The sequence below is a fragment of the Microbacterium sp. CSI-V genome, assembly GCF_001984105.1.
In the GTDB taxonomy this organism is placed as follows: domain Bacteria; phylum Actinomycetota; class Actinomycetes; order Actinomycetales; family Microbacteriaceae; genus Microbacterium.
The window spans coordinates 250,052-274,088 of record NZ_MTQM01000009.1 but is presented as its reverse complement, the minus strand read 5'-3'; the positions used below and the strand labels follow the sequence as shown (position 1 = coordinate 274,088).

General features: G+C 70.9%; 26 protein-coding genes. 19 read left to right on the top strand and 7 right to left on the bottom strand.

The features are described from left to right. The first annotated feature begins 411 nt into the window (after positions 1-411). From smc to CSIV_RS12030, 3 genes are all read left to right on the top strand, one after another. On the top strand, positions 412-3,939 hold the full coding sequence (smc, locus tag CSIV_RS12040; protein ID WP_077051643.1) for a chromosome segregation protein SMC: 3,528 nt from the start codon (positions 412-414) through the stop codon (positions 3,937-3,939). A gap of 4 nt (positions 3,940-3,943) precedes the next feature. Further along, the gene (ftsY, locus tag CSIV_RS12035; protein ID WP_077051642.1) at positions 3,944-4,816 is read left to right on the top strand and encodes a signal recognition particle-docking protein FtsY; all 873 of its coding nucleotides are present in this window, start codon (positions 3,944-3,946) and stop codon (positions 4,814-4,816) included. Between the two features lie 70 nt (positions 4,817-4,886). Next, a complete protein-coding gene (locus CSIV_RS12030) occupies positions 4,887-5,387 on the top strand; it encodes a DUF2004 domain-containing protein (RefSeq protein ID WP_077051641.1) in 501 nt (166 codons plus the stop codon). A gap of 21 nt (positions 5,388-5,408) precedes the next feature. Here the strand turns inward: CSIV_RS12030 and CSIV_RS12025 are convergent, their stop codons facing one another. The 4 genes from CSIV_RS12025 to lipB all read right to left on the bottom strand — a co-directional run bounded on the left by CSIV_RS12025 (position 5,409) and on the right by lipB (position 8,749). Then, a complete protein-coding gene (locus CSIV_RS12025) occupies positions 5,409-5,738 on the bottom strand; it encodes a hypothetical protein (RefSeq protein WP_077051640.1) in 330 nt (109 codons plus the stop codon). After that, complete coding sequence (locus CSIV_RS12020; protein WP_077051639.1) at positions 5,735-6,910, bottom strand: inorganic phosphate transporter; 1,176 nt, start codon at positions 6,908-6,910, stop codon at positions 5,735-5,737. The genes CSIV_RS12025 and CSIV_RS12020 overlap by 4 nt, the downstream gene beginning before the upstream one ends. A gap of 169 nt (positions 6,911-7,079) precedes the next feature. Then, entirely contained in the window at positions 7,080-8,114 is a 1,035-nt protein-coding gene (lipA, locus tag CSIV_RS12015) for a lipoyl synthase (protein WP_077051638.1), read from the bottom strand. Beyond that, positions 8,111-8,749 (bottom strand): lipoyl(octanoyl) transferase LipB, encoded by a 639-nt coding sequence (gene lipB / locus CSIV_RS12010; protein ID WP_077051637.1) that lies wholly within the window; start codon positions 8,747-8,749, stop codon positions 8,111-8,113. Before lipB ends, lipA begins: the two co-directional genes overlap by 4 nt. A 64-nt stretch (positions 8,750-8,813) precedes the next feature. On the opposite strand from lipB, the gene CSIV_RS12005 reads away from it, so the two are divergent. Then, positions 8,814-9,359 (top strand): TetR/AcrR family transcriptional regulator, encoded by a 546-nt coding sequence (locus CSIV_RS12005; RefSeq protein ID WP_077051636.1) that lies wholly within the window; start codon positions 8,814-8,816, stop codon positions 9,357-9,359. Between the two features lie 145 nt (positions 9,360-9,504). Beyond that, entirely contained in the window at positions 9,505-11,049 is a 1,545-nt protein-coding gene (ffh, locus tag CSIV_RS12000; protein WP_077051635.1) for a signal recognition particle protein, read from the top strand. Positions 11,050-11,074: 25 nt separating this feature from the next. Here the strand turns inward: ffh and CSIV_RS11995 are convergent, their stop codons facing one another. Together CSIV_RS11995 and CSIV_RS11990 are read right to left on the bottom strand one after the other, a co-directional pair. Continuing rightward, positions 11,075-11,797 carry an SGNH/GDSL hydrolase family protein gene (locus CSIV_RS11995; RefSeq protein ID WP_077051634.1) on the bottom strand — a complete coding sequence of 241 codons (723 nt, stop codon included), beginning with the start codon at positions 11,795-11,797 and terminating at the stop codon, positions 11,075-11,077. Between the two features lie 49 nt (positions 11,798-11,846). Further along, positions 11,847-13,010, bottom strand: coding sequence for a glutamate--cysteine ligase (locus CSIV_RS11990; protein WP_077051633.1), 1,164 nt, complete (start codon positions 13,008-13,010; stop codon positions 11,847-11,849). A 189-nt stretch (positions 13,011-13,199) separates the two neighbouring features. On the opposite strand from CSIV_RS11990, the gene rpsP reads away from it, so the two are divergent. Genes rpsP through trmD form a run of 4 tightly spaced genes read left to right on the top strand, consistent with a single transcriptional unit; the run spans position 13,200 to position 15,190 of the window. After that, positions 13,200-13,616 carry a 30S ribosomal protein S16 gene (gene rpsP / locus CSIV_RS11985; RefSeq protein ID WP_077051632.1) on the top strand — a complete coding sequence of 139 codons (417 nt, stop codon included), beginning with the start codon at positions 13,200-13,202 and terminating at the stop codon, positions 13,614-13,616. 5 nt (positions 13,617-13,621) lie between these two features. Next, positions 13,622-13,852 carry an RNA-binding protein gene (locus tag CSIV_RS11980; protein ID WP_077051631.1) on the top strand — a complete coding sequence of 77 codons (231 nt, stop codon included), beginning with the start codon at positions 13,622-13,624 and terminating at the stop codon, positions 13,850-13,852. Continuing rightward, positions 13,852-14,499: a ribosome maturation factor RimM gene (rimM, locus tag CSIV_RS11975; RefSeq protein ID WP_077051630.1), complete on the top strand. Its 648-nt coding sequence runs from the start codon at positions 13,852-13,854 to the stop codon at positions 14,497-14,499. Before CSIV_RS11980 ends, rimM begins: the two co-directional genes overlap by 1 nt. 1 nt (position 14,500) lies before the next feature. Then, positions 14,501-15,190 (top strand): tRNA (guanosine(37)-N1)-methyltransferase TrmD, encoded by a 690-nt coding sequence (gene trmD / locus CSIV_RS11970; RefSeq protein ID WP_077051629.1) that lies wholly within the window; start codon positions 14,501-14,503, stop codon positions 15,188-15,190. A gap of 86 nt (positions 15,191-15,276) precedes the next feature. Here trmD and map read toward each other — a convergent pair whose 3' ends face one another. Beyond that, a complete protein-coding gene (gene map, locus CSIV_RS11965; RefSeq protein ID WP_077051628.1) occupies positions 15,277-16,059 on the bottom strand; it encodes a type I methionyl aminopeptidase in 783 nt (260 codons plus the stop codon). Positions 16,060-16,231: 172 nt separating this feature from the next. Between map and CSIV_RS11960 the strand changes: the two genes are divergently transcribed. The 10 genes from CSIV_RS11960 (at position 16,232) to CSIV_RS11915 (ending at position 24,029) form a co-directional block, all read left to right on the top strand. After that, entirely contained in the window at positions 16,232-16,723 is a 492-nt protein-coding gene (locus CSIV_RS11960; RefSeq protein WP_077051627.1) for an MFS transporter permease, read from the top strand. Between the two features lie 158 nt (positions 16,724-16,881). Beyond that, positions 16,882-17,229 carry a 50S ribosomal protein L19 gene (gene rplS / locus CSIV_RS11955; RefSeq protein ID WP_076491715.1) on the top strand — a complete coding sequence of 116 codons (348 nt, stop codon included), beginning with the start codon at positions 16,882-16,884 and terminating at the stop codon, positions 17,227-17,229. Positions 17,230-17,422: 193 nt separating this feature from the next. Then, positions 17,423-18,166 (top strand): signal peptidase I, encoded by a 744-nt coding sequence (gene lepB, locus CSIV_RS11950; protein ID WP_077051626.1) that lies wholly within the window; start codon positions 17,423-17,425, stop codon positions 18,164-18,166. After that, the gene (locus CSIV_RS11945) at positions 18,163-18,816 is read left to right on the top strand and encodes a ribonuclease HII (protein WP_077051625.1); all 654 of its coding nucleotides are present in this window, start codon (positions 18,163-18,165) and stop codon (positions 18,814-18,816) included. The genes lepB and CSIV_RS11945 overlap by 4 nt, the downstream gene beginning before the upstream one ends. Before the next feature lie 73 nt (positions 18,817-18,889). Then, the gene (locus tag CSIV_RS11940) at positions 18,890-19,213 is read left to right on the top strand and encodes a DUF2469 family protein (RefSeq protein ID WP_022878868.1); all 324 of its coding nucleotides are present in this window, start codon (positions 18,890-18,892) and stop codon (positions 19,211-19,213) included. A 93-nt stretch (positions 19,214-19,306) separates the two neighbouring features. Beyond that, entirely contained in the window at positions 19,307-19,669 is a 363-nt protein-coding gene (locus CSIV_RS11935) for a YraN family protein (RefSeq protein ID WP_077051624.1), read from the top strand. Continuing rightward, positions 19,666-21,189 (top strand): YifB family Mg chelatase-like AAA ATPase, encoded by a 1,524-nt coding sequence (locus CSIV_RS11930; RefSeq protein WP_077051623.1) that lies wholly within the window; start codon positions 19,666-19,668, stop codon positions 21,187-21,189. Before CSIV_RS11935 ends, CSIV_RS11930 begins: the two co-directional genes overlap by 4 nt. Then, complete coding sequence (gene dprA / locus CSIV_RS11925) at positions 21,186-22,343, top strand: DNA-processing protein DprA (protein WP_338012020.1); 1,158 nt, start codon at positions 21,186-21,188, stop codon at positions 22,341-22,343. Before CSIV_RS11930 ends, dprA begins: the two co-directional genes overlap by 4 nt. Positions 22,344-22,444: 101 nt before the next feature. Continuing rightward, positions 22,445-23,347, top strand: a complete 903-nt coding sequence (locus CSIV_RS11920) for a tyrosine recombinase XerC (protein ID WP_077051622.1) — start codon at positions 22,445-22,447, stop codon at positions 23,345-23,347. A gap of 61 nt (positions 23,348-23,408) precedes the next feature. Next, positions 23,409-24,029 carry a DUF3060 domain-containing protein gene (locus CSIV_RS11915; protein ID WP_077051621.1) on the top strand — a complete coding sequence of 207 codons (621 nt, stop codon included), beginning with the start codon at positions 23,409-23,411 and terminating at the stop codon, positions 24,027-24,029. Positions 24,030-24,037 lie beyond the last annotated feature (8 nt).

Here is a 24,037-nt window from a genome sequence, read left to right as displayed (position 1 = left end):
CAGGTGGCGGGAGGGTCGCGGACGACCCGGGCGCACGGCATCCGAAGATCGGACGGGGGTGCGGCGGGAGCGGAGACGAAGAGTCGTCTCGACGCGGCGCGGCTACGCCTGACGAACAGGCATGCCGACAGCGGTGGTCGCTCCGCGCAGCGGTGCGGAAAGCACGGGAGCGGCGGTGAAGCCGGTGGCGAAGAAGCCGGTGGTGTTGCGAATCATGGGAGTGACCTCCTTTCTCAGTCGGTTGCGACCCCCGACGCTAGCCGGGACGCTCAGCCGATGTCAAGCGAAGACTCAGAAACGGTGGCCGTCCGGGCGCGTCGGGAGAGGGGTCGATCGGCCAGCCACCGCAGGATTCCGCGGGTCGTCGGGTAGCGTGAGGCGGAAGTTCACCGGTCGGGAAGGCGCATCCGCATGCACCTCAAGAGCGTCACGCTCAAGGGCTTCAAGTCCTTCGCGCAGTCGACGACGTTCGCGCTGGAACCCGGTGTCACCTGCATCGTGGGTCCGAACGGGTCGGGCAAGTCCAACGTCGTGGACGCCCTCGCCTGGGTCATGGGGGAGCAGGGCGCCAAGACCCTCCGCGGCGGGAAGATGGAGGACGTCATCTTCGCCGGCACCTCCACGCGCGGACCGCTCGGACGTGCCGAGGTGCAGTTGACGATCGACAACGCCGACGGCGCTCTGCCGATCGAGTACAGCGAGGTGACGATCAGCCGCACGCTGTTCCGCAACGGCGCCAGCGAGTATGCGATCAACGGACAGACGTGTCGCCTGCTGGACGTGCAGGAGCTGCTGAGCGACTCCGGTCTCGGGCGCGAGATGCACGTGATCATCGGGCAGGGGCGCCTGGACACCGTCCTGCAGGCCTCGGCCGAGGAACGGCGCGGCTTCATCGAGGAGGCCGCCGGGATCCTCAAGCACCGGCGCCGCAAAGAGAAGACGGTCCGCAAGCTCGAGGCGATGGAGACCAACCTCACCCGGCTGAGCGACCTCGCGGGGGAGTTGCGGCGGCAGCTGAAGCCGCTGGGCAAGCAGGCCGAGATCGCACGCGAGGCGGCGACCATCGCCGCCGTCGTCCGTGATGCCAAGGCGCGCCTCTTCGCGGACGAGCTCGTGCAGCTGCGCCGCCAGCTCGCCGACGCGGCGGCGGCCGAGAGCGAGCGCCACACCGAGCGGCTCATGCTGCAGGACCAGGCGGACGGCATCCGGCTGAAAGTCGAGCGGCTCGAGGAGGAGCAGCGCTCCGAGGCGGTCGACCGGGCCCGACGCATCGCCTTCTCGCTCGAGCAGGTGCAGGAACGCCTGCGCGGGCTCTACACGCTCGCCGGGCAGCGCCTGACGCTGCTCGCCGACGACGAGGGGGACGCCTCCGCGGCGGTGCCCACGGTGACGCAGTCGATGATCGACGACTTGCGCAGCGATATCGATGAGATCGCCGGTGGCCTCGGAGATGCTCAGGATGCCGCTGCCGAGGCGGCCCGCGGTGTCGCACGGGCGCGCGCGGAACTCGACGCCCTCGACGCCGACATCGCGGCGCAGAGCGCGCTGGTCTCCGAGCACGATATGAAGATCGCCGCGTTGCGCGGCTCCGCCGATGCCGCGGCGTCCGGCCTCGCCGCGGTGCGGGGAGCCGTCGAGCGGCAGCAGCGCGCGCTGGATGCCGCGCGCGAGCGCCTCGCCGAGGCTGAGGAGGCGCGGGCGGGGCTCGATTCTGACGTGACGCCCGAGGAGTCCAGCGCCGAGCACGCCGCGGCGTACGAGCGAGCCCAGCGCGAGACGAACGATACCGAGTCGGAGGTCGCGGGCCTGCGCGAACGCCTGCACGCCGCCGAGCGCGAGCGGGATGCCCTCACGGCCCAGACCACGGCGCTCGGCCGTGCGCTGGACGTGCGGAACGCGGCGGCGGATCTCGTCGCGAGCGGAGCCGCCGGCATCCGCGGACTCGTCGGTGATTCCGTCAAGGTCACCGCGGGCTACGAAGCCGCCATCGCCGCGGCGCTCGGCTCCCTCGCCGAGGGCCTTCTCGTCGATGACGGCGCGGCTGCTTTCGCGGCGGCCCGCGCCGCGCGCGAGGGCGACCTGGGCGTCGTCGAGATCGCGATCGCGGACGCCCCGGATGCGGGTGACGGCGCGACGATCCGCGGGGGCGTGCGCGCCATCGACGTCGTCTCCGCGCCGGCGGGGGTGCGCGGCATCCTGTCCGGCGTCGTCATCGTCGACGATCTCGCGGCCGCGGAGTCCGCACGCGCCGACCTCGAGTCCGCACCGGCGGGCACCGTCGTCGTGACGCGCGACGGGGCCGTGATGACCGCGCGGACGCTGCGGGCGGGGTCCGGCGGCGGGCGTTCGCGCCTCGAGCTGGCGGCGGAGCGCGACGCGGCCGCAGATCGCCTCACCGAGATCACCGTGATCGCCGACTCGCTCCGCGAGGCCCTCGCCGAGGCGCAGCAGAAGCTGACCGACGTCAGGGCGCGAACGAAAGAGGCGCTCACGACCCTCCGCGCGCACGATGCCGCCCTCGCGGCGCACGCCGAGAAGCTGAACCGCGTCACGGTGCGGCACGAGGCCGCCGTCGCGGAATGCGAGCGTCTCGAGGCCGGGCTCGCGCAGGCCCAGGCAGCGGTCGCCGACGCCGAGGAGAAGGCCCGCGTCGCCGACGAGACGCTCGCCCGCGCGCTCGAAGCGCCGCGCCCGCTCCTCGATGCGTCCGCCCGTGAGGGGATGCTCGCCGACCTCGAGACGGCCCGCGAGGGCGAGATGCGGGCGCGGCTCGACATCGAGACGCTGCGCGAACGCGTACGGGCGGGGGAGGCGCGCATCGTGCAGCTCGAGCAGCAGCGCGAACGCGAACGTGCCGCGGCTGCCGCTGCCGCGCGACGCGCCGTCATCCGTCGCGCGCAGCGCGAGATTGCGGCGGAGGTGGCCGGAGCGCTGCCGGCGCTCCTCGACTCGGTCGATCGATCGGTCAGCCAGGCGCGCGTCGACCTCGCCGCCGCGGAGTCCGCGCGCTCGGCCGTCACCGCCGATCTCGCCCGCGCCCGGGCCGAAGACACCGCGGTCCGCGAGCGACTCGCGCGACTCACCGAGAGCGTGCACGGACTCGAGCTGCAGATGCACGAGAAGCGGCTCCATGTCACGAGCCTCCTCGAACGCGTGCACTCGGAGCTGTCGCTCGAGGAAGACATTCTCGTTTCGGAATACGGCCCGGATCAGCCCGTCCCCACCGGAGAGGGCGAGGCGACCGAGCCGTTCGAACGCGGTTCGCAGAAGCGCCGGCTGCAGGATGCCGAGCGCAAGCTCGCTCAGCTCGGCCGCGTGAACCCCCTCGCGCTCGAGGAGTTCGCTGCGCTCGAGCAGCGCCACGCGTTCCTCACCGAGCAGCTCGCCGACCTGCAGCAGACCCGGGCCGATCTGCAGACGATCATCGGCGACCTCGACGAGCGGATGCAGACGATCTTCGTCGCCGCGTTCGAGGACACCCGCGCCGCATTCGGGGAGATCTTCCCGATCCTCTTCCCCGGCGGAGCGGGCAGCATCTCGCTCACGGATCCGGACAACCCCCTGACGACCGGCATCGAGGTGGCCGTGCGTCCGGTGGGCAAGAAGATCGAGCGACTCTCGCTCCTGTCCGGTGGGGAGCGGTCGCTCGCGGCTGTGGCGTTCCTCACGGCGATCTTCACGGCGCGCCCGAGCCCGTTCTACATCCTGGACGAGGTCGAGGCGGCGCTCGACGACGCCAACCTCGGTCGCCTCCTCGGTGTGTTCGAGAAGCTGCGCGAGAGCAGCCAGCTCATCGTCATCACGCACCAGAAGCGCACGATGGAGATCGCGGACGCGCTGTACGGCGTGTCGATGCGCCAGGACGGCGTGTCGGCCGTCGTCGGTCAGCGCGTCGGCGACCGCGCCCGCGCGGCGGCGGAACCCGCCCCCGTAAGCTGAAGGAATGGCTGAGAACTCCTGGTCGCTCGGCCGCGCGCTGCGCGGGCTGTTCGTCAAACCCACGATCGACGAGACCACGTGGGACGACCTCGAGACGGCTCTTCTGACCGCCGACTTCGGTCCCGACGTGACCGAGCGGCTCATCGACGAGCTGCGCGAGAAGGTCGACCGCTACCGCACGACGGATCCGCGCGACCTGCAGCGCATGCTTCGCGAGACACTCGAGGAGCACTTCGCGAAGTTCGACACCACGCTGCGCCTCACCGAACGCCCCGCCGTGGTGCTCGTGGTGGGCGTCAACGGCGTCGGCAAGACCACGACGATCGGCAAGTTCGCGAAGTTCCTGCAGCGCTACGGGCGGACGGTCGTCGTCGGCGCGGCCGACACCTTCCGCGCCGCGGCCGTCGATCAGTTGGCGACGTGGGCCGAGCGCGGGGGAGCCACGATCGTGCGCCCCCAGCACGAGGGTCAGGATCCGGCATCCGTCGCCTTCCAGACCGTGGCGCACGCGAAGGAGACGGGCACCGAGATCGTGCTCGTCGACACCGCCGGCCGCCTCCACACCAAGGGGGGCCTGATGGACGAGCTCGGGAAGATCAAGCGCGTCATCGAGAAGCAGGCTCCGATCAGCGAGGTGCTCCTGGTCCTGGATGCCACCACGGGACAGAACGGGCTCATGCAGGCCCAGGCCTTCCTCGACAGCGCCGGGGTGACCGGCCTCGTCCTGACGAAGCTCGACGGGTCGGCGAAGGGCGGGTTCGTCCTGGCGGTGCAGGAGCGCACCGGCATCCCGGTGAAGCTCCTCGGCCAGGGCGAGGGGATCAACGATCTCACGGGCTTCACGCCCCACGTTTTCGCCGCCTCGCTCGTCGACTGATCCTCTACCGCACCTCGTCGCTCTGGCGGGTCGCCTTTCGCGAGGGGGGTCGGGCTGGTTTCATGGGGGGATGGCGATCGAGCACGACTTCTTCGGACTTCTCGAGTCGGGCCCCGACGGGTCGATCTTCTGGTCGGAGAACGTAGAGTTCGGTGACCAGAGCGTCACCGTCGATCTGACCGCACCGGATCAGGACGACGTGTCTATCGACGCCCTCGACGTCGCCGCGGCCATGATCTCGTCGCTCGAGACGATCGACCTCGCCGCCCGCAACGCCATGGTCAACGAGCTCGACGACCGCACGAGCGAGGTGACCGAGTACATCCTGCAGCAGCAGGCGAGCCTGGGCGACGAGCTCGACGACCTGCTCTCCGACCCGTCCGGCGACACGCACATCGACGTCATCAAGTCGCTCCAGCTCATGAGCATGACGATCCTGGCCGACGAGCACGGGGGGACGGACCCGTTCGCGGTCCTCGAGTACGCGCTCGACCCGGACTCGACGGACGACGTCCTGCTGGTGAACCTCGCCTCCGACGGGCAGGTTCAGTCGGTGACCAGCGCCGACTGAGATCCGCGGGCCCCGGCCGCGTCAGTGCCCGTGGAACGCCGGGATGACGAGGTAGACCCCCACGAGCACCGCGGCCGCGAAACCGGCGAAGCACGCGTAGCCGCCGATCGTGGCCGCCACGGGGCGCGGCGCGACCCTCGCGGCCGTGACGGCGTCGCGGCCCTCCGGGTCGCCGTCCGCCCCCACGCGGATGTCGGGCGCCCCCACCGCCAGCAACCGGATGCCGGCGGTGTAGAGCCCCACGATCAGCAGGGTCGCGACGAGACCGACGACGAACACGAGTCCGATCGATCCCCAGTCCACGCCGAGCCATCCGGCCGACGCCGACGCGGTGTGCCGAATGCCGTTCATGCGCGTGCCTCCTGCGTGTTCGTGCCCTCGCGGCCGACGCGGTCGGCATCCAGGGATTCGTCGTTGACGTTCTCGGCCGAGACCGGCTTCCGGCGGGCGAGCAGGAACAGTCCGACGCACGCACCGAGGCCTCCGACCAGGACGGCGACCAGACCGATCGTCCCCGCGGTGGCGGCCCAGGCCGCGAGTCCTCCGACCAGCGCGGCGGCGGGCAGCGTGATGATCCACGCGAAAGCGATGCGCGCGACGACGTTCCAGTGCACGGACGCCAGTCTCTTTCCGAGCCCCGATCCGACCACCGCGCCCGAGGTCACCTGCGTGGTCGAGAGCGGGAATCCGAGCGTGGAGGAGATGAGGATCGTGGATGCCGCACTCGTCTCGGCCGCGAAGCCCTGGGGAGGTTTCACGTCGGTGATGCGCTTGCCCACCGTCCGCATGATCCGCCACCCGCCGAGATAGGTGCCGAGGGCGATCGCGAGACCCGCGCCGAGGATGACCCAGAACTGCGGACCGGTCCCCGTCTCCTGGTACCCCGCCACGATGAGGGTGAGCGTGATGACGCCCATCGTCTTCTGCGCGTCGTTGGTTCCGTGGGCGAGCGAGACCAGGGATGCCGACACCGTCTGCCCGTGTCGGAAGGCGGTGGTGGAACCGGCGACCGTCGCCATCCGCGTGACGCGGTAGACGAGATACGTCGCGACGAGCGCGACCGACCCCGCGATGAACGGCGACAGGAGCGCCGGCAGCACGATCTTGGAGACGACGCCGCCCCACTCGACGGCACCGAAACCCGCGCCGATGACGGCGGCGCCGATGAGGCCGCCGAACAGCGCGTGCGTGGAACTCGAGGGGAGGCCGAGCCACCAGGTGAGGAGGTTCCAGAGCACCGCACCCATCAGCCCGGCGAAGATCATGGGGACTGTGATGTCGGGCAGACCCTGGGAGTCCTGGGCCAGGATGCCCTCGGACACGGTCTTGGCGACCGCCGTCGACAGGAATGCTCCGACGAGGTTCAGCACCGCGGAGATGAGGACGGCGACCTTGGGTTTCAGCGCGCCCGTGGCGACGGAGGTCGCCATCGCGTTCGCGGTGTCGTGGAAGCCGTTGGTGAAGTCGAAGAAGAACGACAGTGCGACGACGAGAAGGACGGGGATGAGGACGACGAGGTCCACCGGGGGCTCCGTTCGAGAGGGTGTTTCCCACGTGCGGTCGGATGACCGCGCGTCAGGATAGGCCTCGGAAACGAACGGAAAGCGTGCTTCCCTCCCGGGTGCGCAGAGGTCTACTCTGCGTCGTCACGTCGCGTGCGCGCAGCGTCTCAGACCGCCTGCGTGATTCGTCTCACACGGCCTGCGCGAAGCCCGCGTCCGCCGCCGCGATGTCCTTCGCGAGGTGTGCGAGGTGCGGCGGGATCTCGCGGCCCTTCGACACCATGGACTGCGCCCACAGGCGTCCCGCGCGGTAGGAGGAGCGCACGAGGGGGCCGGCGAGAACGCCGAGGAACCCGATGCGCTCGGCCTCCTCCTTGAACTCGACGAACTCCGCGGGCTTCACCCAGCGCTGCACGGGAAGGTGCCGTGGGGTCGGCCGCAGGTACTGCGTGATCGTGATGATGTCGGTCCCGGCGTCGTGCAGGTCCTGGAGGGCCTGGACGACCTCCTCGGGCTCCTCGCCCATGCCGAGGATGAGGTTCGACTTCGTGATGAGCCCGGCGTCGCGAGCGGCGGTGAGCACGCCGAGCGACCGCTCGTACCGGAACGCGGGACGGATGCGCTTGAAGATGCGCGGCACCGTCTCGACGTTGTGCGCGAAGACCTCGGGCCGTGAGGAGAAGACCTCCTCGAGCAACGCGGGGTTGCCCGAGAAGTCGGTCGCGAGGATCTCGACGCCGGTGCCCGGATTCTCGGCGTGGATGCGGCGCACGGTCTCGGCGTGCAGCCACGCGCCCTCGTCGGGGAGGTCGTCGCGGGCGACGCCGGTGACCGTTGCGTAGCGCAGCTGCATGCGCGTCACGCTCTCCGCGACGCGGCGCGGTTCGTCGGTGTCGTAGTCGGCGGGCTTGCCGGTGTCGATCTGGCAGAAGTCGCAGCGGCGCGTGCACTGCGAGCCGCCGATGAGGAACGTCGCCTCGCGGTCCTCCCAGCACTCGAAGATGTTGGGGCAGCCGGCCTCCTGGCACACGGTGTGCAGGTCCTCGGTCTTCACGAGGTTCTGGAGGGCCGTGTATTCGGGCCCGAGGCGCGCCTTGGTCTTGATCCACTCGGGCTTCCGCTCGATCGGCGTCTGCGCGTTGCGCACCTCGAGGCGCAGGAGCTTCCGTCCGTTCGGGGCGGTGGATGCCGCGCCCCCGGCGCTGCCGGTCCCGCAGGCGCTCACGCGGCCACCGCCGCGTACTCGGCGCGGAAGGCGGTCTCGACGCTGTCGACGATGACGGCGGGGGAGACGTCGGCCCCGAGGACCTCGCTCACCGTCGTGACGCCGGCATCCGTGATCCCGCAGGGCACGATGCCCCGGAATCCGGAGAGGGTGTTGTCGCAGTTGACCGCGAACCCGTGCATGGTGACACCTTTCTCGACGCGTACGCCGATTGCTGCGACCTTGTCGACGCCGAGCGGGCGGCGCACCCACACGCCGCTGCGGCCCTCGACGCGGAAACCCTCGACGCCGTGCGTGGCGAGCGCCGAGATGAGCAGGCCCTCGAGCCGGCGGACGTGGGCGACGACGTCGAGCGGCTCGGGGAGACGGACGATGGGGTAGCCGACGAGCTGCCCGGGGCCGTGCCAGGTGATCTTGCCGCCGCGATCGACGTCGATCACCGGGGTCCCGTCGGTGGGGCGCTCGTGGGCTTCCGTCCGCTTGCCCGCGGTGTACACGGATTCGTGTTCCAGAAGCAGGAGCGTGTCGGGGCGGACGCCCGCGAGCACGTCGGTGTGCACCGCGCGCTGGAGCGCCCAGCCGTCGAGGTAGGGCACGTAGTCGGGGGCGAGCCCCGCGCGAAGGATGTCGAGCATCAGCGCTCCCTGTTTATGGATTGAGTCCAAGAATACATGACCCCCCGCGCTCTAGGCTGACGGCATGGCCACCGAATCCCGCACCGGTCGCCCTCGCGCCTCGTCGCGCGAGGTGCTGTCGGAAGCGGCGTGCGAACTCTTCCTCGAGAAGGGGTACGACGCGACGTCGGTCTCGGACATCACGCGCCGTGCCGGCGTGAGCCGCTCGAGCTTCTTCAATTACTTCTCGGCGAAGAGCGACGTCCTCTGGTCGGGTTTCGACGCGCGGGTCGACGCTGCGGTCGGCGATCTCCGCGAGGGCGGTTCCGTCCGGGAGGTGTTCCTCGCCATCGGAGACGGCCTCGCGCCCGACGCGCTGGCGTTGGCGATCGTGAACGCGGATGCCATGGGCATCGGCGCCGAACTCGACCGCGATCGCGCGATCCGCCAGTTCCGTCTGCAGCGCGAGGCGGCCGCGCGGCTGGTGCGCGAGGGCGCGTCGCCGCTCGCGGCACAGGTCGGAGCGGGGGCGCTGTCGGCGGCCGTGCTCGCGGCGGTCTGGGCGTGGGCGGATCACACGGCGGACCGCTCGCTCACCGAGACGCTGTCCGAGGCGCTCGACGCGGCGTGAGGGCACGGCATCCGCGGTCGTATCGTCCGTGATGCGCGCAAGGTCAGTCGTACGCGCCGGTTGAGGACTGAGGTTGCGCGGATCGCTGACGATGTGCCGGCGCGCGGCGGCGGTCTGCGGCGGGGCCGCGTAAACTCGTCCCATCATGGCGACTTTCGGCACCCTCTCCGACCGGCTCACAGAGACCTTCCGCAATCTGCGCAAGAAGGGGCAGCTCACCCCTGCCGACGTCGACGGGACGGTCCGCGAGATCCGGCGCGCCCTGCTCGACGCCGACGTGGCGCTGCCCGTCGTCAAGGAGTTCACCGCGGCGGTGCGCGAGCGCGCCCTCGGCGACGAGGTCAACCGTGCGCTGAACCCCGCGCAGCAGGTCGTGCAGATCGTCAACGACGAGCTCATCGGCATCCTGGGCGGCCAGCAGCGCCGCCTGCAGTTCGCCAAGAACCCGCCGACCGTGATCATGCTCGCAGGCCTGCAGGGATCGGGTAAGACGACGTTCGCGGGCAAGCTCGCGAAGATGCTCGAGAAGGACGGCCACACGCCCCTCCTGGTGGCGTGCGACCTCCAGCGCCCCAACGCCGTGAATCAGCTGCAGGTCGTCGCCGAGCGCGCGGGTGCCGCGATCTACGCACCCGAACCCGGCAACGGCGTGGGCGATCCCGTGAAGGTGGCCCGCGACGGCGTCGCCTACGCGACGCGCCAGCAGCACGACATCGTCATCATCGACACCGCGGGCCGCCTCGGTGTCGACGCCGAGCTGATGAAGCAGGCCGCCGACATCCGCACGGCGACCCAGCCCGACGAGGTGCTCTTCGTCATCGACGCGATGATCGGTCAGGATGCCGTGAACACGGCGAAGGCGTTCCAGGACGGCGTCGATTTCACCGGCGTCGTGCTGTCGAAGCTCGACGGTGACGCGCGCGGTGGTGCCGCGCTGTCCGTCGCGTCGGTCACCGGGCGCCCGATCATCTTCGCGTCGACCGGCGAGGGTCTCGACGACGTCGAGCCCTTCCACCCCGACCGCATGGCATCCCGCATCCTCGACCTCGGTGACATCCTCACCCTGATCGAGCAGGCGCAGTCGGCCTTCGACGAGGCCGAGGCGATGAAGGTCGCCGAGAAGCTCGCGACCGAGACCTTCACCCTCGAGGACTTCCTCGAGCAGATGCAGCAGATGAAGAAGATGGGCTCCATGAAGAAGATGCTCGGGATGCTCCCGGGCATGGGCTCCATGAAGCAGCAGCTGGAGGACTTCGACGAGCGCGAGATCGACCGCACCGAGGCGATCATCCGTTCCATGACCGTCGCCGAGCGCCGGAATCCCAAGCTGCTCAACGGCTCGCGCCGCCTGCGCATCGCGCGCGGTTCGGGCATGACCGTCACCGACGTCAACCAGCTCGTGCAGCGCTTCGAGCAGGCCGCGAAGATGATGAAGACGGTCGCGCGCGGCGGGGTGCCCAACATCCCCGGCATGGGTCCCATCGGGGGCAAGCCCGGCGCGTCCTCGAAGCGCGGGAAGCAGCAGAAGGCGAAGGGTTCGCGGTCGGGCAACCCCGCGAAGCGCGCCGCCGAGAACGCCGGCATCGCCGCGGCCGCCCCCGCGACGGGGTCCGGTTTCGGGCTGGGCGGTCAGAAGGCGCCGAGCGAGGAAGACCTCGCCGAACTGCAGAAGCTGCTCGGTCGGGGCTGACCCCCGCGGGGCGGACGGGCCTGCCTCAGGGGAGGACGCCCGCGTCCTGGAGCGCCGACACGACGGTCTGCTCGATGGCTTTCTGTCCGCGCGCCGTCGGATGGATGTCGTCGTCCTGGAGCCACTCCGGGTGGCCGACCAGCGGTTGACCCACGTCGACGAAGGCTCCGCCGACGGAGTCGACCGCGTCCCGGAGCGCGTCCGAGGTGGTGGCGGTGTCATCCGGTACGTCGGGATCGTCGTTCCAGATGGTGCTGAGGCCGACGATGCGGGCTCCGGGGGCGGCGTCGTGCAGTTGCACGATGGTGTCGTCCGTGTCGGCGCGGATCTCGTCGGCATCCTCCCAGAAGTCGTTGCTCGAGGACTGAACGATGATGAGGTCGGGTTGCAGGGCGGCGATCGCGGGGGAGAAGCCCGCGTACGCGGTGCCGCATTCGCCCGTGACGACGAAGCCCATGCCGCCGCAGGCCAGGTTCGTCAGCGACACGTCTTCGCGCTGGGCGAGGAGGGCGGGCCACGCCTCGCCCAGCGGCAGTCCCGCACCCGACATGAGGGAGTCGCCGAGGGTGACCACGCGGAGCGGCGCGAGCGATGCGCTCGGCGCTGCGACCGCTGCCGGCGTCGGGGCCGGGAAAGTCAGCGCCTGGTCGGGATCGGTCCGCTCGGGCGCGCAGCCGGCGAGGACGACGATCCCCCCGGCGGCCACGGCGGCCACCAGGGGCAACGCGACACGGCGCCGAGGGATCATGGCGTGATCCTACGGGCGCGAACCTATGTGTTCGCCTTCGCGAGTGCCGTCACACCCGCAGCGCGGCGAGGTGCTCGCGCAGAGTCGGGCCTCCGCGGAACTCGCGGACGAGATGCTGCACGACTTCGCGCAGATCACCGTCCGCCGCCTCGGCCACGGCGATCTGCCGGGCGGAGCTCCCGCCGGTCGCCAGGATCGTCTCGAGGCCCGCGAACTCCCGTGCGCACTTGAGCTCCGCGGCGATGTCGACGATCTCGTCCATGGTCTCGCGCAGATGCTCGACGACGTGTCGCTGGGTGCCGCGGCGATCCACGATGACCCGCGCGTCCAACCCGTACCGCGCGGCGCGCCACTTGTTCTCGCGGGCGAACCACGGCGGGATGCCGGGGAGTTCCCTGCCCTCGTCGAGCAGGCGCGAGAAGTGCTCGACGAGCGTCTGCGCCAGGGCGGCGACCGCGGCGAGCTCCGGGAGGGTCGACATCCCGTCGCACGCGCGGATCTCGACGGTGCCCCAGCGCGGCGCGGGACGGATGTCCCAGCGCACCTCGCTGGCATCCGCCATCACCCCCGTCCGCACCATGTCGTCGAGGTAACTCTCGAATTCGGCCCAGTCCTTCAGCTGCCAGGGGAGGCCCGCGGTGGGCAGCTGCTGGAACACGAGCGCTCGATTGCTCGCATAGCCGGTGCGCTCACCCGCCCAGAACGGGCTGGATGCCGACAGCGCCTGCAGATGCGGCAGGTACACCGTCAGCGCGTTGACGATCGGGATGACCTTGTCCACGTCATCGACGCCCACGTGGACGTGGATGCCCCAGATCATCATGTTCCGGCCCCACCACTGGGTCCGCTCGATCAGCGTGTGGTACCTCGTCTTGTCGGTGACGTGCTGCTCGAACCACTGGGCGAAGGGATGGCTGCCGGCGCACAGCAACTCGATGCCGCGCGGCTCGGTCTGTGCGCGCAGCGCACCGATGGCATCCGCGATGTCATCCACGGCCTCGGCGACGGTGTGGCCGACGCCGCTCGTGACCTCCACCGTGTTGGTCAGCAGTTCGCCGGTGACGGTGAAGCGCTCGAGCGCCGTGGCGTCCTCGACGAGGTCGAGGATCTCGGGGGCACGGCCGACGAGGTCGCCGGTCTCGCGGTCGGCGAGCATGAGTTCCCATTCGAGTCCGACCGAGGAACGCGTGGACGGGGCGAACGGGAGCGTCATCCGGTCAGTCTGACATGACGACACGGCCGCCGGTGGGTTCGCGACCCGCCGTGTCATCTGGCAGAATAGAGGGTCGGACCAGGTGCTCGACCCTCTATCCAGCGCCGGTCCTCCTCTTTGAGCTTCCGCCGGGTGTGCACCCCACGCTCCAGGCGACCGGTTCGTTCATTTCCCACCACAGGAGAAATCGTGGCTGTCAAGATCCGTCTCAAGCGTCTCGGCAAGATCCGTGCGCCCTACTACCGCATCGTCGTCGCCGACTCGCGCACCAAGCGCGACGGTCGTGTGATCGAGGAGATCGGCAAGTACCACCCGACCGAGGAGCCCTCGTTCATCGAGGTCGACTCGGAGCGCGCCCAGTACTGGCTCGGTGTCGGCGCTCAGCCGACCGAGCAGGTGCGCGCCATCCTCAAGCTCACGGGCGACTGGGGCACCTTCAAGGGCGAGAAGGACGCGAAGTCCACCGTCAAGGTCCGCGAGCCGAAGGCCGCCTTCGAGGCCGACGCCGCGAAGAAGTCGGTCGTCAAGCCCAAGGCCGAGAAGAAGGCCGAGGCCCCGGCCGCCGACGAGGCGCCCGAAGCCGCCGCCGAGACCTCGGCAGAGTAAGTCCCGTGCTGTCCGCCGCGCTCGAGCACGTCGTCAAGGGGATCGTCGATCACCCGGACGCCGTCACCATCCGTTCCGCCTCCTCGCCCCGCGGCGAGGTGCTGGAGGTTCGCGTGCACCCCGATGACCGGGGTCGCGTGATCGGGCGCGGCGGTCGCACCGCCAGAGCGCTGCGCACCCTCATCACGGCTCTCGCCGACGGACAGCGCGTCCGCGTCGACGTCGCCGACGACTGATGTCGGCCGGCGACACCGCGGGCGCCGAGCCCGCCAAGACCCAGCTCCGTGTGGGCCGCCTGGTCAAGGCCCACGGCCTCAAGGGCGCCTTCAAGATCGAGCTGTACACGGACGACCCCGAGGGTCGCTTCGTGCCCGGGAAGACCTTCACGCTGCAGGTTCCCGAGTCCTCGCCGTGGCACGGCCGCGAGCTGACGGTCCGCGAGTTCCGCTGGATGAACTCCCACCCGGTCGCCTTCTTCGAGGGTGTCGACGATCGGACGGCGGCGGAAGAGCTCGTCAAGGCGATCCTGTGGATCGACCAGGACACCGAGACGGCTCCGGCCGAGGATGATGCCTGGTACGACCACCAGCTGGTGGGGCTCGACGTGGTGCGCGACGGTGACGTCATCGGTCGCGTCGTGCGCGTCGACCACTTCCCGGCGCAAGACCTTCTGATCGTGCGTCCCACCGGGCGCGGCGAGGACGCCGACGTCCTGGTGCCGTTCGTCAGCGCGATCGTTCCCGAGGTCGACGTCGACGGCGGTCGCGTGGTCGTCACGCCCCCCGCCGGGCTCTTCGAAGAGCTCCCCGGAGACGACGAGGCCCCACGGGAGGAGTCCGCGCCGGACGACTCCGACGAGGCCGCCGACTCCCACGAGGGCTGACGTGCGCATCGACGTCGTCTCGATCTTCCCGACGATCTTCGACGCGCTCGAGGTGTCTCTGCTGGGCAAGGCTCGGCAGAGCGGGCTGCTCGACGTCCGCGTCCACGATCTCCGCGACTACACGCACGACCGTCACCGCACGGTGGACGACACCCCGTACGGCGGCGGCGCCGGAATGGTCATGAAGCCCGAGCCGTGGGGCGAGGCTCTCGACGACGTCGCGCGGGATGCCGAGGTGGCACCGGTGATCGTCTTCCCGTCGCCGGCGGGGGAGCGCTTCACGCAGAAGATCGCCCGGGAGCTCTCGACGGAGCAGCATCTGGTCTTCGGATGCGGCCGGTACGAGGGCATCGACGAGCGCGTGTTCGACTACGCCGCCGACCTCGGGCGCGTCCGGCTGCTCAGCCTGGGCGATTACGTCCTCAACGGCGGCGAGGTGGCCGTCATGGCGATGGTCGAGGCGATCGGGCGTCTGATCCCCGGCGTCGTCGGCAACCCTGAGAGCCTCATCGAGGAGTCGCACGAGGACGGACTGCTCGAGTACCCGTCCTTCACGAAACCCGCGTCCTGGCGCGGCCGCGAGGTTCCGCCGGTGCTGCTGAGCGGCAACCACGGCGCCGTCGCGACGTGGCGTCGCGAGCAGCAGCTCGAGCGCACGCGCGAGCGTCGTCCCGACCTCCTCGCCGACTGAGCGTCGCCGTCGGCCTGCCCTGCGCGGTGGGTTGCGCGGCTGGCGGGGGCCCGTGGCATCCGGATCGGGATGCCACGAACCGGCACTCAGTCGACGCCGAGGAACGACCGGTCGGTGAGCACGATGGGGCCGTCCGCGGTGATCGCGACCGTGTGCTCGGAGTGCGAGCCGCGCGAGCCGTCCGCGCTGCGAAGGGTCCACCCGTCGGGGTCGGTGACCAGCTCGTCGGTGGTCTGAAGGAACCACGGCTCGAGGGCGAGCACGAGACCGGCGCGCAGGGGGTAGCCTCGGCCGGCCTTACCGTCGTTGGCGACATGCGGGTCGCCGTGCATGGTGCGCCCGACTCCGTGCCCGCCGAAGTCCGTGTTGATGCGGAGTCCCTCGGCGCGCGCGACCGCGGCGACGGCGGCGGAGATGTCGCCGATCTTGTGATCGACGGTCGCGGCGTCGATCGCGGCGGCCAGGGCGCGCTGGGTGGTGTCGATGAGCGCCAGGTCCTCGTCGCGCGGGGTGCCGACGACGAACGAGACGGCCGAGTCGGCGACCCACCCGTCGACGGAGGCGGCGAAGTCGAGAGAGACCAGGTCGCCGTCGCGCAGCGCGTAGTCGTGGGGGAGACCGTGCAGCACCGCGTCGTTGATCGAGGTGCAGAGCACCTTGCCGAACGGGCTGGCCCCGAACGACGGGTGGTAGTCGATGTAGCAGGACTCCGCTCCGGCGGCGCGGATCATGTCGTGCGCGCGACGGTCGAGGTGCAGGAGGTTCGTGCCGACCTTCGTCTCGTCGCGCAACGTCGCCAGAACCTCCGCGACGAATCTGCCGGCCGGGCGCATGGCGTCGATCTCGGCCGGGGTGCGCAGTTCGATCATCGGTGGTTCCCTTTCCTCGAACCTTCATTCTCTCCGATCGCGACCGTCCGCCGCTCGCGCCGTGCGGCTGCAGCCGCGATTCCCGGACGGTCCGAGCCCCGCCGCGACCCACGGCGAGCGGGCGCGTCGCGGTTCAAAGCAGCCGCACAACTCACACCCGTAGCATCGGTCCATGGTGCTGCGCCGCTTCTTCCTCCGCTGGCTCTTCCCGGCCGCCTTCCTGTTGCCCCTGTGGCTGTTCGTCGGGTGGATCGTGTTCGGCGGCGGCAGCGGGTGGGCTCTGCTGTGGCTCTTCATCGCGGCCCCCGCGGTCTTCGTGACGCAGACCCTCGTGGCGCTCCTCGTCCGCGGCCGTGGCACGGTCCGCCTGGAGCGCGCCGCGTCGTGGCGCGACGTCGTCGGCATCGGGCTGTGGCAGGTGGTCGTCATCGCGCTCGGGCTCTACGATTCGCGGATCTTCTTCCCCCTGCTCGTCCTGAGCGTGGTCGGGGCGTTCGTCCTGCTGTGGTCGTCGCTGGCCCAGATGTGGAACGAGGCGCGGGCGGGGGTCGCCCTCCTGCACACGACCGACGGCACCGGCTACATCCCGCCGACGCGCGAACAGCCGCGTCCCCGCGTCGAGGGTGACGTCATCGTCATCACGGAGAAGCCCGCCGCGTCCTGAGCCGGTTTGGTCGGCGTGTCCGTCCGTGGCAGAATAGGCGTTTGTGCCCTGACAGACTCTGCCTCAGGGGAGTCCGCCGCATCCGCGGCCTCGGGCACGCCTCACCTTTTCCCCTTTATCGTGCGATCGACCTGTGGCGGTCGCAGGAAGTGATGATCATGCAGATCCTCGACTCCGTCGACGCGGCTTCGCTGCGCTCCGACATCCCCGTCTTCGGCCCCGGCGACACCGTCAAGGTGCACGTCAACATCACCGAGGGCAACCGCTCGCGTATCCAGGTCTTCCAGGGCGTCGTCATCGGCCGCTCGGGCGACGGCGTGCGCGAGACCTTCTGCGTCCGCAAGGTCAGCTTCCAGGTCGGTGTCGAGCGCACCTTCCCCGTGCACAGCCCCGTGATCGACCACATCGAGGTCGTCACCCGTGGTGACGTGCGCCGCGCGAAGCTCTACTACCTGCGCAACCTGCGTGGCAAGAAGGCCAAGATCAAGGAGAAGCGCGACCGCTGAGTCCGCCTCTTCGAACGCCCCGCGATCCGTCGCGGGGCGTTCGCCGTTTCCGCGGCGGTGACGGCATCCGGATGCCGCGACGGTCACGCATTCATACCGGTTCGTTGCCGTGTGCCGTTCGGCGGGGGCGACGTAATGTGCGAGGCTTGTCGGGCGGTCTTCCGGTGTGCGGTGAGCCCGGCGAAGGATCAACATGAGCGACGAGACCGCATCCCCTCCGGCCCCGGCCACGACCGCGCGTCGACGCCGCGGGGCGCTGACCTTCTTGCGCGACGTCGTGGTGATCCTGCTGATCGCGCTGGTGGTCTCCTTCCTCGTGAAGACGTTCGTCGTGAGGTCGTTCTTCATCCCCTCCGCGTCGATGAACGACACGCTGCTCGTGAACGACCGGATCCTCGTCGACGAGCTGACGCCCCACTTCGGCGACTACGCCCGCGGCGACGTCGTGGTGTTCCGCGACCCGGGCGGGTGGCTGCCGGCGACGGTCAAGGAGCAACGCCCGCCCCTCGTCGAGGCCACGGACTGGGTGCTGTCGCTCGTGGGCCTGTCGGCACCCGACAGCGATGACCACCTGATCAAGCGCGTCATCGGAACCCCCGGCGATCACGTGGTGTGCTGCAACGCCCTCGGGCAGACCGAGGTCAACGGCGTGCCGTTGGTCGAGCCGTACGTGAAGCTCGCGCCGGGCGCGGCGGCCCCGTCGCCGGTTCCGTACGACATCACCGTGCCCGCGGGCTCGCTGTGGGTGCTCGGTGACAACCGCAACAGCTCGAAGGACTCCCGCTTCAACCAGGACCAGCCCGGGAAGGGTTTCGTGCCGATCGACAACGTGGTGGGCCGTGCGTTCCTCATCACCTGGCCGTTCAACCGGTTCGGCACGATCGATTTCCACCACGACGTGTTCGCGGGGGTGCCGGCGCCGGAGTCCGCGCCGTGATCGAGCCGACCCTCACCCTGGAGCGGCGTCTGCTGAAGGAGCACGCGCTGATCATCGCGTGCGACGAGGTCGGTCGCGGTGCCCTCGCGGGTCCCGTCGCGGTGGGAGCGGCGGTCATCGATCCTTCGCGGTCCCGGAAGCGCGTCCCCGCGGGGCTCCGCGACTCCAAGCTGGTTCCCGAGGCGCGCCGTCCCGATGTGGCCGCCCGCGCGGCGGCTTTCGTGCAGCACAGCGCGGTGGGCTGGGCCAGCTCCGAGGAAATCGACGAGATCGGCATCATCCGTGCCCTCGGTCTCGCGGCGGTGCGGGCGATCGCTGATCTCCGCGCGCACGGTGTCATCCCCGAGGATGCGCTGGTGATCCTCGACGGCAACCACGACTACATCACTCCGGCGGGGGAGAGCGGCCTCCGCGTGAAGCCGATCATCAAGGCCGACCGGGACTGCGCGAGCGCCGCGGCGGCATCCGTCATCGCGAAGGTCGCGCGCGACTCCGTGATGGTCGGCCTGCACGACGAGCTGCCGGCGTACGGGTGGGCGCGCAACAAGGGCTACGCGAGCCTGGACCATCGCGAGGCGATCGGCCTGCACGGCATGAGCGTGCACCACCGGCGTTCATGGGCGATCGCCCCGGCGCCGACGTTGTTCTGACACGCGCGGGTGGTGGTCGCCCGGCCGTCGCACGGTCGGCGCCGGCGCGCAACGCGCCTAGGATGGGAGGACCATGGATGACGACGTCTTCGAGGACTACGACCGCGAACTCGAACTGGCCCTGTACCGCGAGTACCGCGATGTGGTCTCGCAGTTCCAGTACGTGATCGAGACCGAACGCCGGTTCTATCTCGCCAACGACGTGAATGTCGTCCGCCGCGACACCGAGCACGATTTCTACTTCGAGATCTCGATGACCGACGTGTGGGTGTGGGACATCTACCGTGCCGACCGCTTCGTGAAGTCGGTGCGCGTGCTGACGTTCAAGGACGTCAACGTCGAGGAGCTCTCGCGTCGCGACTTCCAGCTGCCCGAAGAGCTCTCGCTCGACAGCTGACGGTTCCTCCCCAGGAGCCCGATTCGCAGGGCCCTCCCCGGATAGCGGTTCCGGCCCGTCAGGGTATGGACCCCGGATGCCACGCTCTCGGGCATGGCAGCGAAAGACGACTTCGGGCGAGCCGGTGAAGAACGGGCCGCCCGCCACCTGACCGCGAACGGTTTCCGCATCCTCGACCGCAATTGGCGGTGCCCGCAGGGCGAGATCGACATCGTCGCCGAGACCGCGGGAACGCTCGTCGTGGTCGAGGTGAAGAGCCGGACGAGTGAGGCGTTCGGGCACCCGTTCGAGGCGATCGACAAGCGCAAGGCCGAGCGTCTGTGGCGGCTGGCCATGGCGTGGATCGCCGTGCATCCGGCGGAGGCCCGGCGACGGAGTCTGCGCATCGACGCGATCGCCCTCATCGGCGCCGACCCGCGAACCGCGCGACTCGAGCACCTCGAGGATGCGCTGTGACCGTCGCGCGTACGTGGGCGGTGGCGTTGACCGGGGTGCGGGGCGATCTCGTCGAGGTCGAGGCCGACCTGTCGCCCCAGACACCGGAGTTCGCCATCATCGGGCTGCCGGACAAGGCGCTCGGCGAGGCGGTCCGGAGAGTGCGGAACGCCTGCACCAACCGGGGTCTGGAACTGCCCAAGCGCCGATTGACGGTCAACCTGTCGCCCGCGAGCCTTCCGAAGCGCGGGTCGGCGTTCGACGTCGCGATCGCGGTGTCCGCTCTGGCGACGACGGGGATGATGGATGCCGCCCGCGTCGCCGACACCGTGCACATCGGCGAGCTCGGTCTGGATGGACGTCTGCGGCCCGTCCCGGGGGTGCTGCCGGCGGTCCTCGCGGCGCACCGTGCCGGGCGATCGCGCGTGGTCGTGCCCGCGGCGAATGCGACCGAGGCTCAGCTCGTCGAGGGCATCGAGGTGCGCGCCGCGACCTGCCTGGCGGAGGTCGTGCGCTGGCACGGCGGTCTCAGCGAGGCGCCCGATCTGCTCCCGGTGCTCGCGGAGGAGCCTCCCCTCGACCGCGAGGAGTCCCTCGATCTGGCCGACATCCTCGGACAACCGGATGCCGTGGACGCCTTGGTCGTCGCGGCCGCCGGCGGCCACCACCTGCTGATGAGCGGGCCGCCGGGCGCGGGGAAGACCATGCTGGCGCGTCGGCTTCCCGGCATCCTGCCCGATCTCGACGACGAGGCGGCGCTGTCGGTCGCGTCCGTGCGTTCTCTCTCGGGAGAGGTCGTGACGCGTCTGAGTCGGACACCGCCGTTCGAGAGCCCGCATCACGGTGCCAGCGCGGCGGCGCTGATCGGGGGAGGCTCGGGGGTCGTGCGGCCCGGCGCCATCGCCCGGGCCAGCGAGGGTGTGCTCTTCCTCGACGAAGGCGGCGAGTTCCCGGCTTCCGTGTTGGACGCTCTGCGTCAGCCGCTCGAGAGCGGGGTGATCCAGCTGCACCGTTCCGGGGTGTCGGCGACGTTCCCCGCGCGGTTTCAACTGGTCGTCGCAACGAACCCGTGCCCGTGCGGGCAGCACGGCGTGCCGGGAGGAGTGTGCGAGTGCGCGCCGCAGGCGATCCGTCGGTACACGCGACGGCTCTCCGGACCGCTGCTGGACCGCATCGACCTCGATCTGCGTCTGCAGCGCGTGTCGGACGCGCGGCGGTCGGATGCGGCGCCGGCCGTGACCACGCGAGACGCCCGCGCGATCGTGGCGTCGGCGCGCGAACGCGCCGCGCACCGGTGGGCCGCGACTCCGTGGCGTCGCAACGCCGACGTCCCGGGAACGTGGCTGCGGGGCGCGGCCGCCCCTGATCCGGCGGTGCTGCGTCCAATCGACACCGCCCTCCGGCGCGGCTCCCTCACCCTGCGCGGGTACGACCGTCTTCTGCGCGTGGCCTGGACCGTCGCCGACATCGCGGGCCACGACCGGCTCCGGGCAGAGGACGTGGGGCGCGCGCTCTTCCTCCGGCAGGGGAGCGTCGCGTGAACGGCGGCGATATGGGACGGGCCGCAGCAGATGCCGCGATGGCCGGGCTGGGCTTGGCGAGTGACGTCGACAGGGCGGAGGCGTACGCGCGAGCGTGCTGGACGGTCCTGGCCGAACCCGGCGACGGGGTGGCGGGAGACCTCATCGCGAGGTTTGGCGCGGAGGCCGCTCTCCGGATCGCGCACGCCGACGACGATGACGAGTGGAGTGCGGGCCGAGCGCGATGGCGTCCGCGGGCCGACCGCGCTGCCGTTCGCGGTGCGCTGGAGGCGGGGCGCCGGACGGGGGCTGCGTTCCTCGTTCCGTCCGACCCCCGCTGGCCCCAACGGTTCGACGACCTCGGCGTCCATGCGCCGCACGGCCTGTGGGTCAAAGGCGACCCCGGGCGGCTCATCGATGCTTCGACGGTGGCGATCGTCGGTGCGCGCGCGGCGACTCCGTACGGGGAGGCCGTGGCGGCCGACCTCGCCGCCGATCTCGCCGCGGCCGGGGTGGCCATCGTGTCCGGGGCCGCTTATGGCGTCGACGGCGCGGCCCATCGTGCGGCTCTGTCGGCCGACGGGACGACGATCGCGTTCCTCGCGGGCGGTGTCGACCGGTCGTACCCGCGGGGACACGAGGGTCTGCTCTCGCGCATCGCTGCAACCGGCTGCGTCGTGAGCGAGACGCCCTGCGGCGCGGCTCCGACCAAATGGCGTTTCCTCTCCCGGAACCGGTTGATCGCCGCGTCGGCCGATGCGGTGGTCGTGGTGGAGGCGGGCCATCGGAGCGGCTCCCTGAACACGGCGGCGCATGCCGCCCAGCTCGGGCGCGCGCTCGGTGCCGTGCCCGGTCCCGTGACCAGCGCGGCCTCGGCCGGCAGCCATCGCGTTCTGCGGGAGTTCGGCGGCGTGTGCGTCACCTCCGCCGAGGATGTGCGGGAGATGCTCGGCGCGGCCGTCCCACCTCGTCAGAACGCGGAAGGCCGCACCGACGAGAGCAGCCGATTGATCGACGCGCTGTCGCCGCGCACCGGCCGCAGCGTCGACGAGATCGCCCGGCGCGCGGGCTTCTCGGAGTCGGATACTCGAGCCCTGCTCGGACTCGCGGAGCTCGACGGGCGCGCCGCGCGGTCGGAGGACGGCCTGTGGCGATCGTCGCGGCCGAGCCGGTGAGAATCGAGCTCGGCGGGCAGCCCGCCGCCCGGGGCGGGCAGGTCGGTGGCGGCGCGCGCGTCCTGCGCACCGCCCGTCGGCGTCGGGGGCAGTCTTGACGCATGCGGATCTCGGAAGCGGTCGAGGGGTACCTCTCCCACCTCGGCAGCGTGCGGCGGCTCTCACCGGCAACGGTGCGCGCCTACCGCTCCGATCTGGCGGACCTCACGCGCGCCTCGGACGATCCCGAGATGCGCGACATCGACGTCGAGACGCTCCGCGAGTGGCAGTGGGATGCCACCACCTCGGGCCTCAGCAAGGCCACGGCCGCGCGGAGGACCTCCACGGTGAAGGGGTTCCTGGCGTGGGCACGCGAGGAAGGCGTGATCGACGCCGATCCCGCCCAACGTCTCGTGGCTCCCAAACGCGGGCGCACACTCCCGTCCGTCGCGACCGCGCCCGCGCTGGAGGGACTGCTCTCGCGAATGGAGGCGGCCGCGCAGACGGGCGACCCGGTGGCCCTGCGCGATCACGCGCTCCTGGAGCTGCTGTACGGCACCGGCGCGCGCGTATCGGAGATCTGCGGCCTCGACCTCGACGACGTCGACCACGAACGGCGCACACTGCGCCTGCGGGGCAAGGGCGACAAGGAGCGCGTCGTCCCGTACGGCGCCCCGGCCGCACGGGCCCTCGACGCCTACCTCGTTCGGGGTCGGCCCGCCCTCCGGGCGCGCGCGGAGGATGCCGACGCGGCCGTGTTCGTCGGCGCCAGAGGCAGCCGCCTCGGACCCCGCACCGTGCATGCCCTGGTCTCCCGCGTCGTCGGGCCGGCGGTGGGGGCGGAATCCCTCGGCCCCCACGCCCTCCGTCACTCGGCCGCGACCCATCTGCTCGACGGCGGGGCCGATCTGAGATCGGTGCAGGAGATCCTCGGGCACGCCAGCCTCGGCACCACCCAGATCTACACCCACGTCTCCTCGGAGCGACTCCGCGAGGCCTACCGGCTCGCGCACCCCCGTGCCTGACATGTCGCACACGCCGCACGCCGTCGTGGCGCGCGACGGGCGGCGGTCGTAGCGTAGAGCCGTGGCGCATCGTGCTCGACTCGTCTGGGCGACGGGAGGGGTCCTCCTCTCGCTGACGCTGCTCGCCGGTTGCGGTCTCACACCCCAGCCGGTCGTGACCCGGCTTCCGCCGGCGGCATCCGGAACCTCCGCCGCCCCGAGCGCGAACCCGACTCCGAGCGGCACGCCCACCGACGCGACGCCCACGACTCCTGCCCCCGGGACGACCGCATCCGTCGCACCGGGGGACGCGTCGGTCACCGCGTGCGGGGACGGGGGCGCCGCGACGGTGACCGGATCCGAGCGTTCCGTCCGCGTCGACGGCACCTGCACCCAGCTCACCGTGTCGGGCTCTGCGATCACCGTCGACGCGAGCGCCGCCACCATCGCCACGCTGACGATGTCGGGGGATCGCCTTCGCGTCACGGCCTCTGCCGTCGACGACGCCACCGTGCAGGGCAACGACACGTCGCTCACCGTGAGTGGGACACTCGGCCGCCTCGACCTCAGCGGCGACCGCGCGACGATCTCGACCGGGGGAGCACTCGGCACCCTCGTCCTCCGTGGGCAGGACAGCGTCGTCACGGCCGGCGGTGGGATCGGCACCAGCACGGTCGAGGGGCGCGGCAACAGCGTCGGCTGATCCCATCC

Coding starts and splice junctions, on each gene's coding strand:
- lepB (WP_077051626.1), top strand. CDS start 17,423: ATGAGCGACGAGACCGCATCCCCTCCGGCCCCGGCCACGACCGCGCGT.
- CSIV_RS12005 (WP_077051636.1), top strand. CDS start 8,814: ATGGCCACCGAATCCCGCACCGGTCGCCCTCGCGCCTCGTCGCGCGAG.
- ffh (WP_077051635.1), top strand. CDS start 9,505: ATGGCGACTTTCGGCACCCTCTCCGACCGGCTCACAGAGACCTTCCGC.
- CSIV_RS11960 (WP_077051627.1), top strand. CDS start 16,232: ATGGTGCTGCGCCGCTTCTTCCTCCGCTGGCTCTTCCCGGCCGCCTTC.
- CSIV_RS11990 (WP_077051633.1), bottom strand. CDS start 13,010: ATGACGCTCCCGTTCGCCCCGTCCACGCGTTCCTCGGTCGGACTCGAA.
- ftsY (WP_077051642.1), top strand. CDS start 3,944: ATGGCTGAGAACTCCTGGTCGCTCGGCCGCGCGCTGCGCGGGCTGTTC.
- CSIV_RS12030 (WP_077051641.1), top strand. CDS start 4,887: ATGGCGATCGAGCACGACTTCTTCGGACTTCTCGAGTCGGGCCCCGAC.
- rplS (WP_076491715.1), top strand. CDS start 16,882: ATGCAGATCCTCGACTCCGTCGACGCGGCTTCGCTGCGCTCCGACATC.
- CSIV_RS11935 (WP_077051624.1), top strand. CDS start 19,307: ATGGCAGCGAAAGACGACTTCGGGCGAGCCGGTGAAGAACGGGCCGCC.
- CSIV_RS11995 (WP_077051634.1), bottom strand. CDS start 11,797: ATGATCCCTCGGCGCCGTGTCGCGTTGCCCCTGGTGGCCGCCGTGGCC.
- smc (WP_077051643.1), top strand. CDS start 412: ATGCACCTCAAGAGCGTCACGCTCAAGGGCTTCAAGTCCTTCGCGCAG.
- map (WP_077051628.1), bottom strand. CDS start 16,059: ATGATCGAACTGCGCACCCCGGCCGAGATCGACGCCATGCGCCCGGCC.
- rimM (WP_077051630.1), top strand. CDS start 13,852: ATGTCGGCCGGCGACACCGCGGGCGCCGAGCCCGCCAAGACCCAGCTC.
- CSIV_RS11920 (WP_077051622.1), top strand. CDS start 22,445: ATGCGGATCTCGGAAGCGGTCGAGGGGTACCTCTCCCACCTCGGCAGC.
- CSIV_RS11940 (WP_022878868.1), top strand. CDS start 18,890: ATGGATGACGACGTCTTCGAGGACTACGACCGCGAACTCGAACTGGCC.
- CSIV_RS12025 (WP_077051640.1), bottom strand. CDS start 5,738: ATGAACGGCATTCGGCACACCGCGTCGGCGTCGGCCGGATGGCTCGGC.
- lipB (WP_077051637.1), bottom strand. CDS start 8,749: ATGCTCGACATCCTTCGCGCGGGGCTCGCCCCCGACTACGTGCCCTAC.